Annotated in this window: 12 protein-coding genes; 7 read left to right on the forward strand and 5 right to left on the reverse strand. The window is 73.9% G+C overall.

Annotation, left to right across the window (positions count from 1 at the left end; genetic code table 11):
• Positions 1–2 precede the first annotated feature (2 nt).
• Positions 3–1340 (reverse strand): ABC transporter substrate-binding protein, encoded by a 1338-nt coding sequence (locus tag A0J59_RS05410; protein WP_064315465.1) that lies wholly within the window; start codon positions 1338–1340, stop codon positions 3–5.
• Between the two features lie 459 nt (positions 1341–1799).
• Here A0J59_RS05410 and A0J59_RS05415 point away from each other — a divergent pair, with 459 nt between their 5' ends.
• Both A0J59_RS05415 and A0J59_RS05420 read left to right on the forward strand, forming a co-directional pair.
• The gene (locus A0J59_RS05415; protein ID WP_082918789.1) at positions 1800–3401 is read left to right on the forward strand and encodes an FGGY-family carbohydrate kinase; all 1602 of its coding nucleotides are present in this window, start codon (positions 1800–1802) and stop codon (positions 3399–3401) included.
• Positions 3398–5044: a hypothetical protein gene (locus tag A0J59_RS05420; RefSeq protein WP_064315467.1), complete on the forward strand. Its 1647-nt coding sequence runs from the start codon at positions 3398–3400 to the stop codon at positions 5042–5044. Before A0J59_RS05415 ends, A0J59_RS05420 begins: the two co-directional genes overlap by 4 nt.
• On the opposite strand, the gene A0J59_RS05425 is transcribed toward A0J59_RS05420, so the two are convergent.
• Entirely contained in the window at positions 5034–5486 is a 453-nt protein-coding gene (locus A0J59_RS05425) for a VanZ family protein (RefSeq protein WP_064315468.1), read from the reverse strand. The genes A0J59_RS05420 and A0J59_RS05425 overlap by 11 nt on opposite strands.
• Positions 5487–5626: 140 nt before the next feature.
• Between A0J59_RS05425 and A0J59_RS05430 the strand changes: the two genes are divergently transcribed.
• Positions 5627–6610, forward strand: coding sequence for a TIGR03885 family FMN-dependent LLM class oxidoreductase (locus A0J59_RS05430; RefSeq protein WP_064315469.1), 984 nt, complete (start codon positions 5627–5629; stop codon positions 6608–6610).
• Positions 6607–8310 (forward strand): alpha-amylase family protein, encoded by a 1704-nt coding sequence (locus A0J59_RS05435; protein WP_047231091.1) that lies wholly within the window; start codon positions 6607–6609, stop codon positions 8308–8310. Before A0J59_RS05430 ends, A0J59_RS05435 begins: the two co-directional genes overlap by 4 nt.
• 15 nt (positions 8311–8325) lie before the next feature.
• On the opposite strand, the gene A0J59_RS05440 is transcribed toward A0J59_RS05435, so the two are convergent.
• Positions 8326–8568, reverse strand: coding sequence for a hypothetical protein (locus A0J59_RS05440; RefSeq protein WP_047231090.1), 243 nt, complete (start codon positions 8566–8568; stop codon positions 8326–8328).
• Positions 8569–8669: 101 nt separating this feature from the next.
• Between A0J59_RS05440 and A0J59_RS05445 the strand changes: the two genes are divergently transcribed.
• Both A0J59_RS05445 and A0J59_RS05450 read left to right on the forward strand, forming a co-directional pair.
• Positions 8670–9806 carry a low specificity L-threonine aldolase gene (locus A0J59_RS05445; protein WP_064315470.1) on the forward strand — a complete coding sequence of 379 codons (1137 nt, stop codon included), beginning with the start codon at positions 8670–8672 and terminating at the stop codon, positions 9804–9806.
• A 19-nt stretch (positions 9807–9825) separates the two neighbouring features.
• Positions 9826–10320 carry a nucleoside deaminase gene (locus A0J59_RS05450; protein ID WP_172820018.1) on the forward strand — a complete coding sequence of 165 codons (495 nt, stop codon included), beginning with the start codon at positions 9826–9828 and terminating at the stop codon, positions 10318–10320.
• A 72-nt stretch (positions 10321–10392) separates the two neighbouring features.
• Here A0J59_RS05450 and A0J59_RS05455 read toward each other — a convergent pair whose 3' ends face one another.
• Complete coding sequence (locus tag A0J59_RS05455) at positions 10393–11307, reverse strand: hypothetical protein (RefSeq protein ID WP_144425559.1); 915 nt, start codon at positions 11305–11307, stop codon at positions 10393–10395.
• A gap of 85 nt (positions 11308–11392) precedes the next feature.
• Between A0J59_RS05455 and A0J59_RS05460 the strand changes: the two genes are divergently transcribed.
• Positions 11393–11821, forward strand: a complete 429-nt coding sequence (locus A0J59_RS05460) for an SRPBCC domain-containing protein (protein ID WP_047231087.1) — start codon at positions 11393–11395, stop codon at positions 11819–11821.
• A 97-nt stretch (positions 11822–11918) separates the two neighbouring features.
• Here A0J59_RS05460 and A0J59_RS05465 read toward each other — a convergent pair whose 3' ends face one another.
• Positions 11919–15503 carry a DUF5979 domain-containing protein gene (locus A0J59_RS05465; RefSeq protein WP_064315472.1) on the reverse strand — a complete coding sequence of 1195 codons (3585 nt, stop codon included), beginning with the start codon at positions 15501–15503 and terminating at the stop codon, positions 11919–11921.
• Positions 15504–15541 lie beyond the last annotated feature (38 nt).

Raw genomic sequence — 15541 nt, forward strand, 5'->3', positions numbered from 1 at the left:
CGTCAGCCCAGCCCGTCCTGGACCGCCTGGACCGAGGCCGCGGCCTCCTCCGGCGTCGACTGGCCCGCGGCGACCGCGGACAGCGCGTCGGCGACGGCCGTGTCGATGTCCGGCGACTCGAAGTAGCGCGAGTACTGCACCTCGGGCATCCAGTCCTCGGTGAACGTCTTCCACATCGCCTGCTGCTTGTCGCTCGTGAACTCCTCGGGGTCGAGGCCCTGCACGGCGGGCAGGTCGTTGAAGGTGTTGATGAGCACCTGGGCGCCGTCGCCCGCGATCCAGTCCGTGAGGACCTGGCACGCGAGGTCGGGGTTCTTCGCGTCCTTCGAGATGCCGAGCGCGACGTCGATGCCGCCGACGAGCTGCGGCTCCGGAGCCCCGCCCGGGATCGTCGGGAAGAGGAAGGGCTCGTAGCCCTCCATGCCCTGCGACAGCGGCGGGATGTCCGAGCGCGAGGGGTCGGACTGCTGGATCCACCACGCGCCGAGCGGGATCATCGCGGCGTTCCCGGCCTCGAACTGGTTGACGCCGTTCGGGTAGGCGTCGAGCGCCAGGGCGCCCTGCTGGGCGATCCCGTCCGTGAACAGCTTCTGCCAGTACGTGAACGCCTCGACGACGGCCGGGTCCGTCCAGGACGCCTCGCCCGACTCCGCCTGGTAGACGAGCCCGGGCTCGATGTTGTTGGCGATCTGGAGGAACACGACGTTCCGCAGCCACGAGTCCTTCGCGGGCAGCAGGAACGGCGCCGCCGAGCCGCCGCCGAGGGTGTCGACGGCGCTCTCGAGGTCTGCCCACGTGGCGGGTGGCTCGATGCCGGCCTCGTCGAGGAGGTCGGAGTTGGCCCAGAGGTTCACCGTCTGCACGAGGAGCGGCAGCGCGTAGTAGTGCTCGTCGCCCTCGGGGTTGCCCATGCGGGCCTGCTCGAGGCCGATGGGGAAGAACTTCGACTCCCAGTCGTCGCCCCAGGTCTCGGCCGCGCAGTCCTCCAGCGGCATGAGGTTCTCCCGGTACTGCTGGGTCAGCGCGCCGGGCTGGAGCCCCACGAGGTCGGGCATCGTGCCCGAGCTCGCGCGGGTCTGCAGGTCGACGACGTACTCCGGGTAGTTGAAGATCGTGGCGTCGATCGTGACGTCCGGGTTGGCGGTGGTGAACGCGTCGATCATCTGACGCGTGGTCTGCTCGATCGGGCTCCAGGAGCGGAACGACACCGTCGTCCCGCCCTCGCCCCCCTGGCCCGACTGCTCAGGATCCGCGCCGCCCGCGCACGCCGCGAGCGACGTGACGATCGTGAGCGCGACTCCGGCCTGGATGCCGCGGCGCGCAGTTCGGGGAAGCTTCATCGCGTCCGTCCTCTCTCCGTCGTTGGATGCGAGGGCCTCATCGAACGTCTCCGGGTCGAGGTCGTCAACGGCACCGACGTCTCCTCCGCGGCCGCGCCGGCCGCGTGTCGTCAGTGCCTGTCCGGTGGCCCTCGCCACGCGCGCCCGGCGTTGTCGCCGGTCACGAGCCACGGGCCGACAGCGGGGTGTCCGTTGTCCGACAACGGCGCGCTCGCGGGGCGCGGAACGGTGCGGCGCCCACTGACGGTGCGGGCGCCGCAGGGACGGGTGACAACCGGTCCGGCCGTCGTTGTCCCGGGGCGGAGCGGGCCGGGCTCGGACCCCGCGGCACCGCGCCGACACACAGGTCACAGTTGCGTCAACCCTCGAATCTGTCTCACATGGCGAGATATCGCCGAGCAACGGCGCAGGTCGGAGCCGCCGTTGTTTCTGTAATCGATTTCTGTCATGCTGGTCGGCATGCCCAGACCTCCCGCGACCCCGGGCCTCGTCGGTGTCGACGTCGGCACGTCGAGCACCAAGGGCGTGCTCGTCGGGCCCGACGGCGCGATCCTCCGCTCGACGACCCGCGCCCACACCGTGGACCGGCCGGCGCCCGGACACGTCGAGATGGACGCCGCCGTCTGGTGGGACGAGCTCGTCGCGATCGTCACCGAGCTCACGTCCGACCTGGCCCCGGGCGCCGTCCGTGGCTCCGACGTGCCCGCCGACCTCGTGGTCGCGGCCGTCGGGGTGTCGGGCATGGGTCCGTGCGTCCTGCTGACGGACGAGGTCGGGACGCCGGTGCGCCCGGCGATCCTCTACGGCGTCGACACGCGCGCGACCCGTCAGATCGCCGAGCTCGACGCCGCGCTGGGGCGCGCCACCGTCCTCGAGCGATGCGGCTCCGCGCTCTCGTCCCAGGCCGCAGGGCCCAAGATCGCCTGGGTCCGCGAGCACGAGGCCGAGGCGTGGTCCCGCGCCCGGCGGCTGTTCATGCCCGCTTCCTACCTCGCGTTCCGGCTCACCGGCGCCTACGTGCTCGACCACCACTCCGCGTCGCAGTCGACGCCCCTCTACGACCCGCGCACGCACGAGTGGATCGACGACTGGGCCGACCTCGTCGCCCCGGGGCTGGAGCTCCCCGCGCTGCGCTGGCCGGGCGAGGCCGCGGGCGTGACGCGCGAGCCCCTCGCCGGGGTCCCGGCGGGCACGCCGGTCGTCACCGGGACGATCGACGCCTGGTCGGAGGCCGTGAGCGTCGACGCGACGCACGTCGGCGACCTCATGCTCATGTACGGCACGACCCTGTTCCTCGTCGCGACGGTCGCCGAGCCCCTGCGCAGCGAGACGATGTGGGGGACGGTCGGCGCCTACCCGGGGACCCACAACCTGGCCGGGGGCATGGCGACGTCGGGCGCGATCACGTCGTGGCTCCGCGACCTGACCGGGGCCGGCTACCCCGAGCTGCTCGCCGAGGCCGCGGCCTCCGGGCCGGGCGCGCGCGGGCTCCTCATGCTCCCCTACCTCGCGGGCGAGCGGACCCCGGTCCAGGACCCCGACGCACGGGGCGTCGTCGCCGGCCTCACCGTCTCGCACACGCGCGGCGACCTCTACCGCGCGGCGCTCGAGGCCACGGCGTTCGGCGTGCGGCACAACGTCGAGACCCTGCGCGACGCCGGGGCCGACATCTCCCGGGTCGTCGCCGTGGGCGGCGGCACCCGGGGCGACCTGTGGACGCAGGTCGTCTCGGACGTGACCGGACTCCCCCAGGTCGTCCCGACGCGGACGATCGGCGCGAGCTACGGCGCCGCGATGCTCGCCGCCGGGCTCGTGCACGAGCAGGGGCGGCTCCTCGACGTCACCGCGTGGAACCCCCCGGCACGTGTCGTCGAGCCCGACCCCGCGACGCGCGCCGCGTACGACGAGCTCTACCGCCTGTACCGCGACCTGTACCCCGCGACGCGCGACGTCGTGCACACGCTCGCCCGCCGGACGGCCCGCCCCGCGGCTCCCGCCTCCGCCGAGCGTCCCGCCACCCTCTCCACCGACCGCGCCACCCTCGAAGGAGCACCCGCATGACCAGCACCTACGCCGTCCCCGAGCTCGCACCGGAGGTCCGGGCCCCCGAGAGCACGGTCTACCTCGTCGCGTCGGGCGACCTGCGCGAGTCCGCGAACGTCGCCGGCTGGCCGACGCAGCTCGAGCTCGAACGCGTGCTCACCGACGCGTTCGCAGCGAACGGCTGGAAGGTCGTGCGCGCCAACGACGTCGACCCCGAGACCGGGCACGGCTTCATCAGCTCGCAGCGCATGGGGCTCGACGTGTTCGCGACCATCCCGCCCGACGCACCGCTCGTCGTCGCCGAGGCGGTGTGGCAGTACAGCCACCACGTGCTGGCCGGGCTGCGCACGCACCGCGGCCCGATCCTCACCGCCGCCAACTTCGCGGGCGACTGGCCAGGGCTCGTCGGGCTCCTCGGCCTGAACGCCGGCCTCACGAAGATGGGCACGCCGTACTCGACCGTGTGGACCGTCGACGGGACCGACGCCTGGTTCCAGGACGCGATCCGCTCGTGGGTCACGACCGGGACGATCGAGCACGACGACTCCCACGTCCACCCGCTCCCCGCGCTCCCGGACTCCCCGGAGAAGCAGCTCGGCGAGGCCCTCGCGGCGCAGCTCCTGCGGGAGAAGGCGATCATCGGCGTCTTCGACGAGGGCTGCATGGGCATGTACAACGCGATCTTCGACGACGAGCTGCTCAACGGGCTCGGCATCTACAAGGAGCGCCTCTCGCAGTCGGCGCTCTGGGCGGAGATGCAGCGCGTGACCGACGACGAGGCGGACGAGGTCCAGCGCTGGCTCGAGGACGCGGGGATGACCTTCCGGCTCGGGACCGACGAGGCGACCGAGCTCACGCCCACGCAGCTCCGCTGGCAGCACAAGATGTACGTCGCGGCCCTGCGCATCGCCGACGACTTCGGGCTCGACGCGGTCGGCATCCAGTACCAGCAGGGCCTCAAGGACATCTGCCCCGCCTCGGACCTCGCGGAAGGGCTGCTCAACAACGTCCAGCGCCCGCCGGTCCGCTCGCGCGACGGGCAGCGGGTCCTGTGGGACGGCCAGGCGTTCCCCCACTTCAACGAGGCCGACGAGGGCGTCGCCGTCGACGCGCTCGTCACGAACCGGCTGTGGACGGCGATGGGGCTCGACCCGGCCACGACGCTGCACGACGTGCGGTGGGGCGAGGAGTACGACGGTCAGTTCGTGTGGGTCTTCGAGATCTCCGGCTCGGTGCCCGCCTCGCACCTCGAGGGCGGCTACGCGGGCGCGGAGGGCTGGCGCCAGGACCCGGTCTTCTTCCCGGCGGGCGGCTCCACGATCAACGGCGTCTCCCGGGCCGGCGAGATCGTCTGGTCCCGCGTCTACATCGCCGACGGCGTCCTGCAGGTCGACCTCGGGCGCGCCTCGGCGGTGTCGCTCCCCGAGGAGGAGACACGTCGCCGCAAGGAGGCGACGAACCCGGAGTGGCCGATCATGCACGCCGTGCTCCACGGCGTGAGCCGGGACCAGTTCATGGCCCGCCACAAGGCGAACCACCTGAACGTGGCGTACGCGCCGGACGCCGGGACCGCCGACCGCGCGCTCGAGGCCAAGGCCTCGTTCTTCGCCGCGCTCGGCCTGCCGGTCCACCTGTGCGGGGACAGCGCGCTCACCCGGTGACCGGCCGGCGCGCGCCGACGGTGAGCACGAGCACGGCTGCCAGCGCCGCGCCCAGGAGCGCCCCCGCCGTGTTCAGCACGACGTCCTGGACGGTCGGGACGCGGCCGGGCAGGAGGTTCTGGGTCAGCTCGATCGCCACCGACAGCGCGCAGCCCGCGAGCGTCACGACCGCGGCGGCGTGCCACACGCCCAGCGGTGCGCCGCGCCGTCGTGCGGTCGCGCCGCGCAGGAGCGGCACCCCGAGCACGCCGAAGGGCCCGAACATGACGACGTTCGCGAGCGCCTCGAGCACCGGCAGGGTGATCGGGATCCCGAGGCTCTGGAGGAAGTCCAGGGTGGCGGTCGCCCAGCCCGGCGCGTCGGTGGACTGCGGAGAAGGCCACAGCGTCACGACGAGGACGGCGGCGAGGTAGGCGGCGAACGTCCACGTCAGCAGGCGCATCCCCGCAGGGTACGGGGGCGGGTGCGGCCGGCGGCGGGAGCCGCGGGACGGCCACGCTCCCTCCACCGTTCCCCCTCCGGCGCGTCCGGCGCGGTCGTCTCGCCGAGCGTGTGGCGCGGAGCCTCGGTTCACTGGGCGCCATGGTCTCCCTCGGATTTCACGCGTCCCACGAGCAGATCGCCCCGGGCCCGCTCCTCGCCGCCGCGCGTCGCGCCCAGGAGGTGGGGTTCGACGTCGCGATGTGCTCCGACCACCTCGCGCCCTGGAGCGTGCGGCAGGGCGAGTCGGGCCACTCCTGGTCGTGGCTCGGCGCCGCGCTCGCCAGCACCGACCTGCCGTTCGGCGTCGTCACGGCGCCCGGCCAGCGCTACCACCCCGCGGTGGTCGCGCAGGCGATCGCGACGCTCGGCCAGATGTTCCCCGGCCGGTTCTGGGCCGCGCTCGGCTCGGGCGAGGCGATGAACGAGCACGTCACGGGCGACCCGTGGCCCACCAAGGCCGACCGGGACGCCCGCCTGCGCGAGTGCGTGGACGTGATCCGCGCGCTCCTCGCGGGCGAGGAGGTCACGCACCGCGGGCACGTCACCGTGGACCGTGCGCGCGTCTGGTCGCTGCCCGACGTCGTCCCGCGCCTCGTGGGCCCGGCCGTCACCCCGGCGACGGCACGCCGCCACGCGGACTGGGCGGACGGCCTCGTGACGGTCAACCAGCCGGTCGAGTCGCTGCGCCGCGTCGTCGGCGAGTACCGCGACGCGGGCGGGCGCGGCCCGCTCGCCCTCCAGGTGCACGTCGCGTGGGGCGACGACGACGCAGCCGCGTTCGCCGTCGCGCACGACCAGTGGCGCTCGAACCTGCTGCCCCCGAGCGTGAGCTGGCACCTCGAGACCCCCGAGCAGTTCGACGCCGTCGCGGACCTCGTGCGTCCCGAGGAGGTGCGCGGGACGGTCCTGGTCGAGCACGACGCCGAGCGGTTCGCGGACCGCGTCGCCGAGCTCGTGGCGTGCGGGTTCGACGAGGTGTACCTGCACCACGTGGGGCAGCAGCAGGACGCGTTCCTCGACGCGGCGGGCGAGACACTGCTGCCGCTCCTGCGGACGGCGACGACCGACGGGGGTGCGTCGTGAGGATAAGCGACACCGGCGACCTGTGGTGGAAGAACGCGGTGATCTACTGCCTGGACGTCGAGACCTTCATGGACTGGGACGACGACGGCGTGGGCGACTTCGCCGGGCTCGTGCAGCGCCTCGACCACCTCGCCGACCTCGGGGTCACGTGCCTGTGGCTCATGCCGTTCTACCCGACCGCCGACCGCGACGACGGCTACGACATCACCGACTTCCTCGCGGTCGACCCGCGGCTCGGCGACGTCGGGGATCTCGTCGAGCTGATCCGGACGGCCCACGACCGCGGCATCCGCGTCATCGCCGACCTCGTGGTCAACCACACGTCCGACCGGCACCCGTGGTTCAAGGCCTCGCGGTCGAGCACGGACAACCCGTACCGCGACTTCTACGTGTGGCGCGCCGACGAGCCGCCGCCCACGAAGGACCAGGTGATCTTCCCCGACCAGGAGGAGAGCATCTGGACGAGGGACGAGCGCACCGGCGAGTGGTACCGGCACCGCTTCTACCGCCACATGCCGGACCTCAACACCGCCAACCCCCAGGTCCGCGACGCGATCGCGAAGACCATGGGCTACTGGATCCAGCTCGGGCTCTCGGGGTTCCGCGTCGACGCCGTCCCCTTCTTCCTCGGGGACGCGGCGGCGAACCCGTCGGACGAGATCGAGGACCCGCACGACTTCCTGCGCGCGCTGCGCTCGTTCCTCTCGCGCCGCACGGGCGACTCGATCCTCATGGGCGAGGTCAACCTGCCGTTCGAGGAGCAGCGCCTCTACTTCGGCGACGACGGGGAGGGCGACGGGAGCGAGTCCGGCCCGTCGAGCTCGGAGCTGACGCTCCAGTTCGACTTCAACGGCATGCAGGCGCTGTACCTGTCGCTCGCGCGGCACGACGCCGGACCGCTCGCCGCGTCGCTCGCCTCGCGCCCCCCGATCCCGCACGACGCGCAGTGGGCGACGTTCGTGCGCAACCACGACGAGCTCACGCTCGACAAGCTGTCCGACGACGAGCGCCAGGAGGTCTTCGCCGCGTTCGGGCCCGAGGAGGACATGCAGCTCTACGGGCGCGGGCTGCGGCGTCGGCTCCCGCCCATGCTGGGCGGCGACCCGCGCCGCGTGCGGATGGTGTACTCGCTGCTCTTCGCGCTCCCGGGGACTCCCGTCCTCTACTACGGCGAGGAGATCGGCATGGGCGAGAACCTCGCGGCGGACGGTCGGCTCGCCGTGCGGACCCCGATGCAGTGGACGTCCGGACGCAACGGCGGGTTCTCGCGCGCTCCTGCCCGACGCCTCTCCGGGCCCGTGCCCGGCGACGGCTACGCGCCCGAGCACGTCAACGTCGCGGACCAGCGACGCGACCCCGACTCCCTGCTGACCTTCGTGCGCCTCCTCGCGCACCGCTACCGCGAGTGCCCCGAGCTCGGCTGGGGCGACGTCGACGTGCTGGACCAGCCCGAGCCGTCGGTCCTCGCGCTGCGCAGCACGTGGCAGGAGGCGTCCATGGTCACCGTCCACAACCTGTCCCCGGACCCGGTCGTGGTCCGGCTCGCGCTCGAGGACCTGCCGGAGGACGCGCGCCTCGTCGACCTGCTCGACGCGGACGACGTCGAGCCGGACCCCGACGGGAGCGCCGAGGTCCGGCTCGACGGCTACGGCTACCGCTGGCTGCGCGTCACGCACCCGGGCTCGCGCCGGCTCCTGTGAGCCGGCGGCCGGTCGTCAGTCGTCGTGGCTCGGCTCGTCGGGGCCGACGGGTCGGCCCGGCGACGACGGCCAGTCGGGCGGCGAGTCGGGGACCGGGTCCGCGTGGCTCGGGTCGCGCGGCGGCTCCGACGGGTCCGGGGGCGGTCCCGGGGACTTCGGCGGCTCGACCGTGGGCTCGGCCGGTCGCGCCGGCTCGACCGGTCCGCCGGGGTCGGCGGGTCGGTGCGGGTCGGCGGGGTCGTGGGGATTCATGGTCATGGCTGCACCTCCGTGCTCGCGGCGCCCGGCCGGGCGTCTCTCCGACGCTAGGCACGGCCGCGCCCGCTCGCTCGCCCCGGCGCAGTCCCTACGCTGGGCACGTGACCTCGTTCGCCTCGGACAACTACTCCCCCGCCCACCCCGACGTCCTCGCCGCGCTCGCCGCGGCGAGCGCCGGGCACGAGATCTCCTACGGCGAGGACCCGTGGACCGCGCGCCTCCAGGACGCCGTGCGGTCCCGCTTCGGCCCGGACGCCACGGCCTACCCGGTGCTCACGGGCACGGGCGCCAACGTCGTGGCGCTCATGGCGATGCTGCCGCGCTGGGGCGCGGTCGTCGCGACCGAGCACGCGCACCTCAACACGGACGAGAACGGCGCACCCGAGCGGGTGGGCGGGATCAAGGTGCTCGCCGTGCCGGCGCCGGACGGGAAGCTCACGCCCGACGCCGTGGAGCGGTTCGCGGGCGACCTCGGCGACCCGCACCGCGCGCAGCCGCTCGTCGTGTCGCTCACGCAGTCGACCGAGCTCGGCACGCTCTACACGCCCGCCGAGATCCGCGCGGTGGCCGACGCCGCGCACGCCCGCGGCATGCGCGTGCACCTTGACGGCTCGCGACTCGCGAACGCCGCCGCGGCGCTCGACGTCCCGCTGCGCGCGCTGACCACGGACGTCGGCGTGGACGTGCTGTCGTTCGGCGGCACCAAGAACGGGCTCGCGCTCGGGGAGGCCGTCGTCGTGCTCGACCCGTCGGCCGTCGACGGCGTCGAGTTCGTGCGCAAGGCGACGATGCAGCTCGCGTCGAAGATGCGCTACGTGTCCGCGCAGCTCCTCGCGCTCTTCGAGCCGGTGGGCGACGCCGTCGCCGAGGTCGACGAGATCGCGGACGAGGACGAGCTGTGGCTGCGCAACGCGCGGCACGCGAACGCGATGGCGGCGCGCCTGCGCGCCGGGCTCGCGGACGTCGTCGTCCCCGCCGCGCTCGGCCCCGACGACGCCGTCTCCGCGCCGACGTCGGGCCTCGCCTTCACGCAGCCCACGCTCGTCAACGCGGTCTTCGCGACGCTCCCCCGCGCCGCCGTCGAGCGCCTGCGCGAGCGGCACCGCTTCTACGACTGGGGTCCGGGCGAGTCGCCCGACCGGGTCGAGGTCCGGTGGATGTGCGCGTGGGACACCACCCCCGGCGACGTGGACGCGTTCGTCGCGGACGTGCGCAGCGTCCTCGCGGTCGCGGGCTGACCGGGCGAGGATGGGCGCCATGACTCCCGACACGCTGCCCACCGCCGACGACCTCCTCCACCTGCGCCGCTGCGTCGAGCTCGCGCGCGAGGCGCTCGACGACGGCGACGAGCCGTTCGGCTCGCTCCTCGTCGACCGCGACGGGGTCGTGCGGTTCGAGGACCGCAACCGCGTGAAGGACGGCGACGCGACCCGGCACCCGGAGTTCGAGATCGCCCGCTGGGCCGCGGAGCACCTCACGCCCGGCGAGCGTCGCGACGCGGTCGTGTACACGTCGGGCGAGCACTGCGCGATGTGCAGCGCGGCCCACGCCTGGGTCGGGCTCGGCCCGATCGTCTACGCGTCGAGCACGACGCAGCTCGTCGGCTGGCTCGACGAGTGGGGCGTGGCGCCCGGACCCGTGCGCCCGCTCGCGATCGGCGACGTCGCCCCCGGCGTCGCCGTCCGCGGCCCGGCGTACGAGCTCGCGCCCGAGATCCGGGCGCTGCACGCGCGCCTGCACGGCGTGTCCTGAGCCTGCCGGCGCGAGGTCGCGACCTGTCGCGACCTGTCGCGACCTGGCGCGCCCTGGCGCTGACAGGTCGCGTCAGCCGTCCAGCGCGGCCGCGACCGCGCCCGCGACCTCCGGGAGCGCGAGGTAGCCCGCCGGGCTGCCGTCGGCGAGCAGCACGGCCGCCGCGTGGTGCCCGGGTGCCGCGTTCGCGACGACGAGGTCCTCGATCGCCGGCGTCGCCGGGTCGAGCGGGAACGCGTCCGGGCCGAGACCGTGGAGCGCGAGCGCGTCCCGGCGGTCGCGCACCGCGACCCAGCGCCGCACCGGGGCCGGCACGCGCAGCGCGGCGCGGGTCGCGAGGACGTCGCGGATCGCCCGGATCGCGAGCGGTGAACCGAGCGTGAGCAGCAGGGGCACGTCCCACCGTGCGGCGTCGGGGTGCTCGCGCAGCACCGAGTACGCCACGACCGACCCGAGCGAGTGCGCGACCACGACGGCCGGGCCGTCCGTGGGGATCGCCGCCGCGACGGCGTCGTCGATCGTCGCGCGCACGGCGTCGTCGTGCAGGTACGCCCACACGTCGCGCGCGAGCAGCACGACGACCGCGCCGCTCAGGCCGGGCACGTACCGGTCGAGCGCGGCCAGCAGCAGGTTCAGCCATGCCCCGACATCGGCCCCGCCGCCTGCCCCGGCACCCTCGGGGCGCGCCGGGACGCGCGCTCCCGCGCCCCGCAGCACCTCCTCGGCGACGGCCGCGACGAACGCGAGCTCCGCGTCGGGCAGCTCTGCCAGCGCGTGCACGGTCACCGGCGGCGGGTCGGCGTCGCCCGCGACGAGCCCCGCGAGGGTGTCGCCGTAGAAAACGAACGACGTGTCGTCGTCGTGCAGCGCGAGGTCCGACCCGGCCGCCGCGAGGCCCGCGCCCAGCACGGCGGTCCACGTGCGGTCGAGGACGTCGGCGTCGAGGCCCTGGTTGTCGCGGCCGTGGACGAGCACGAGTCGGGTCACGTGCCCGAACCTACCGGCTGCCGGTGTCGCCCGGAGGGTCTACCGTCGGCCCCAGGAGCCAGCCCCCGAGCCCCCCGAGGTACCCATGAGCGACCCCACCCTGACCGACCACAGCACGACCGCCGAGATCCACGTCGCACGACCCCCGCAGGTCGTGTGGGCCGAGCTCATGCACCCGAGCGCCCGCTGGATGCTCGGCATGAACGTCGAGACCGACTTCATGCCCGGCAGCCCCGTGACGTTCGAGGGCCACTACATGGGTCGCGAGTTCGCGGACTGGGGCACCGTCGTCGCGGTCGAGCGCCCGCGGCTGCTGCACTTCACGCACTTCTCCCCGACGATGGGCCTGCCCGACGTCCCGGAGAACTACCACGACATCGCCATCACGCTCGAGCCGGACGACTCCGGGACGCGCGTGCGCGTCGTCGAGCGCAACATCGAGACGGCGGACCGCGCGGAGCGCGCCCACGCGCTGTGGACCAAGGCGCTCGCGACGCTCGCGGGCCACGACTGAGCTCGGACAGCGCTCGCGCAAGCGGTACGACGACGGGCCGGTCACCCCGCGGGGTGACCGGCCCGTCGTGCGTCGCGGTGGGGCGACGTCCCGAGGGTCAGGCGGTGCGGCCGCGTCGGGCGCGGATCGCGACGAGCGCGGCGCCGGTCCCGAGGAACAGCAGCGCGAGCGTCGTCACGAGCACCGCGTCGGAGCCCGTGACCGCGAGACCCTGCTCCCCCGCCGTGTTCGTGAGCGTCACGACCACCGTGCCGTCACCCACCGTCACCTCGGTGACCGCCGTGCCGTCCACGGTGAACGCCGGCGCGCCCCAGTCGACCCCACCGATCTCGGGCAGCTCCGTCTCGGTGAGCCGGACGACGGTCCCGACCGGGAGCTCCTGCGGCCCCTCGACCGGGACCCCGTCGGCGCGGACGGTCAGCGTCCCGGAGACTGTCCCGGCGGGCGAGTCGTACGCGTAGGCCACGACGAACTCCGTGGTCGCGGGGACGGCGGCGGACGCCTCGCCGGTCACCCGCTTGACCAGCGAGAACCCGCCTGCCGCCTGGTTCGCCGTGTTCGTCACGGTGACGAGGGTGTCGTCCCCGTCGCCGACGACCACCGACTGCGGGCTGAACGTCGGGACGCCCCACGCGACGCCCGTGATGTCGGGCAGGTCGGCCTCCGTGTAGGTGACGACCGTGCCGACCGGGAGGTTCTGCGGGCCGGCGACGACCGTCCCGTCGGCCGGGACCTGGAGGTAGCCGCCGACGAGGGTGCCGTCGAGCTCGTACGAGTACGCGACGGTGAACAGGGTGTCGGCGGGCACGAGCTCCGCGCGGTCGCCGGTCACCTCCTTGGCCACGGAGAACCCGCCGACCTCGGCCACGTCCTGCGTGGTGTTGGTCAGCGTGACGAGGGTGTTCGCGCCGTCCCCGACCGTCACCGACCCCGGGGAGAACGTGGGGGCGCCCCAGACGACGCCGTCGACCTCGGGCAGGTTGATCTCGGTGAACGTCACGACCGTCCCCACCGGGAGGTCCTGCGGGCCGTCGACGACGGTGCCGTCCGCGAGCGGGGTCAGCGTCCCCGTGAGCGGGCCGTCGTACGCGAAGCCCGCGGGCAGGGTCGCGGACCACTCGACCTCGAACTGCGTGCCCGGCGGCACGCTCCCGGCGAGGCCGCCCTCGACCGCCTTCGCGACGGAGAACCCGCCCGTCCGCGCGGTCGCCGTGTTCGTCACCACGACCCCCGCGACGGCGTCGCCGTCACCGATCGTCACGGTGCCGGGCGACACGGTGGGCGTGCCCCAGTCGACGCCCGGGACGTCGGGGATCGTCTGCTCGGTGAACGTCACGACCGTGCCCTCGGGAAGGTCCTGCGGCCCGTCCACCACGGTCCCGTCCGCGAGCACGGTGAGCGTCCCGGAGGTCGCTCCCTCGTAGCCGGAGTCCGGGGGGAGCTCGGCCTCCCACGCGACGACGAACGCGGTGTCCGGCGGCACCGCCCCCGACGCGTCGCCCGTGACGGACTTCTGCACCGCGAACCCGCCGATCTCCGCGGGCGCGTCCGCCGTGTTCGTCACGGTCACCGCGACACCGGTCGGTCCCTCGACGATCGTGATCGGGGAGGCAGGCTCGAGCGTCGGTACACCCCACTCCACGCCCTCGATCTCGGGCAGCGGCTGCTGCTCGGCGAGCGTCACCGTCGTGCCGACCGGCAGGTCGGTCGGGCCGCTCGCCAGGGTCCCGTCGGCGCGCACCGTCAGCGTGCCCGACGTGGCGCCGTCGTACGCGACGCCCGCGGGGACGGTCGCGGTCCAGTCGACCAGGAACGCGGTGTCACCGGGGACGGCGCTCGCCGCGCCTCCCTCGAGAGCCTTCTGCACCGTGAATCCCCCGACGACGGCGACCGCGACGTTCGTGACGGTCACCGCGACCCCGGTCGTGCCCTCGACGATCGTGACGGGCGACGCCGGGCTGAGCACCGGATCCCCCCACTCGACGCCGTCCACCTCGGGCAGCGGCGTCCGCTCGGCGAGCGCGACGGTGGTGCCGACGGGCAGGTCGGAGGGACCGTTCGTCACGGTCCCGTCCGCGAGGACGGTCAGCGTGCCGGACAGGTCGCCGTCGTACGTCGCCCCCTCGGGGAGCCCCGCCTCCCAGTCGACCAGGAACGCGGTGTCGGCGGGGACGAGCCCTGCGGCGTCACCCGTCACGGCCTTGGCCACCGAGAACCCGCCCACCGTCGGGACGGCGCCGCCGTTCGCCGTGTTCACCACGGTCACCGTGACGGTCTGGTTCTCCTGGATCGTGAACTGCGCGGGGTCGCCCAGCGGCTCGCCGTTCACCTGGATCACGGGTGTTCCCCACTCGACGCCGGGCACGGAAGGAAGGTCCGTCTCGGTGACCGTCACGACGGTGTCGACCGGCAGCGTCGGACCGTTCACGAGCGCGCCGCTGATCGGCACGACGAGCGTGTCGCCACCGGTCGTCCCGTCCGGCTCCTCGTACGTGTACTCGACCTCGAACGTCGTCCCGGCGGGCACGTCGGCGGCGGCCTCGCCCGTCACGGTCTTCTGGACGACGAAGCTCGCTGCCGAGGTGCAGTCGAACGGTCCCGGACCGATCCACGGGTAGTTGTGCATCTCGAGACCGCCGGTGACGCTCGGGTCGCCGAACGTGAGGTTCCCCCCGACGAGGACGCGCCCGTTGGTGCTCGTCGTGATCGTCGCGTCCGCCGCCGGGGCGAGAATCGTCCCGAGGAACTGGTCTGCCCGGCCCAGCGCGAGCTCCGGCGTCGACTCGAAGTTCCACAGGATCCGCGAGGCCCAGTTGCCGAACTGGGGGCCGAACGCGTTGATCTGGTTGACGCCGTTGCCGACCCAGAAGTTCGGGCTGAAGTCCACGGGCGCGTCGCCGGTCACGTTGATCGCGATCGCCGCGCCCTCCGGGATGGCGGCGAACTCGACCTCGGTGACGCCGTCGAGCTCCGTCGCGTCGATGGAGAACACCTGCGGGTCGTCCGTGCCGGTGCCCGTGAAGACGACCCGGTTCCCCGACACGACACCGGTCGTCGCCGGCCACCCCGCGATCGTGCTCGACGCGTCGGCTATCACCGACCCGAAGTCGGACCACTCGGCGAGCGCACCGGGCCCCATGCCCTCCGTCACGGGCGCTTCCACGCCCGGGACGGTTCCCGCTGTCGAGAGGCTCCCCGCTCCCGTGACGGTCCCGCCGACGTTCACCGCGCCGCCGCTGGGCAGCGTCGAGCCGACGGTGACGCTCGTTCCGGCCGCGATGTCGAGGCCCTCTCCGACGGCGAACATCACCGCCCCGTCCGGCGGCGTGATCTGCGAGCCCGCCCCGACGGCACCCACGCTGAAGTTCCCCGGAGCGTCGACGACAGCGTCACCGCCGACGACGAGAAGGCCCTCGGACTCTGCGGCGCTCGCCGTGGCGCGGTAGTCACCGCCTGTGTAGACGGTGACGTTCGAGTCCGTGAAGGCCGGCAGGTTGCCGATGTTGGGCATGTCGCCGGGGTCCGGGCAGAACCCGAGCGCCGCCGAGGCCGACCGGGCCTGCGGCCCGGTGACCAGGACCACCGCCCCGACGAGGGCGAGGACGGCGGCGATCGTCGCGGCGACGACGCGACGGGTGCGATCCCCCAGGGCGAAAGTGCGGGTGGGTGGGCGACGGGACATGCCTGGCTCCAAGGTCGGACGATGCGGTACGGCCCGAT

It is taken from the genome of Cellulosimicrobium sp. I38E, from assembly GCF_001647255.1.
Classification (GTDB): Bacteria; Actinomycetota; Actinomycetes; order Actinomycetales; family Cellulomonadaceae; genus Cellulosimicrobium; species Cellulosimicrobium cellulans_E.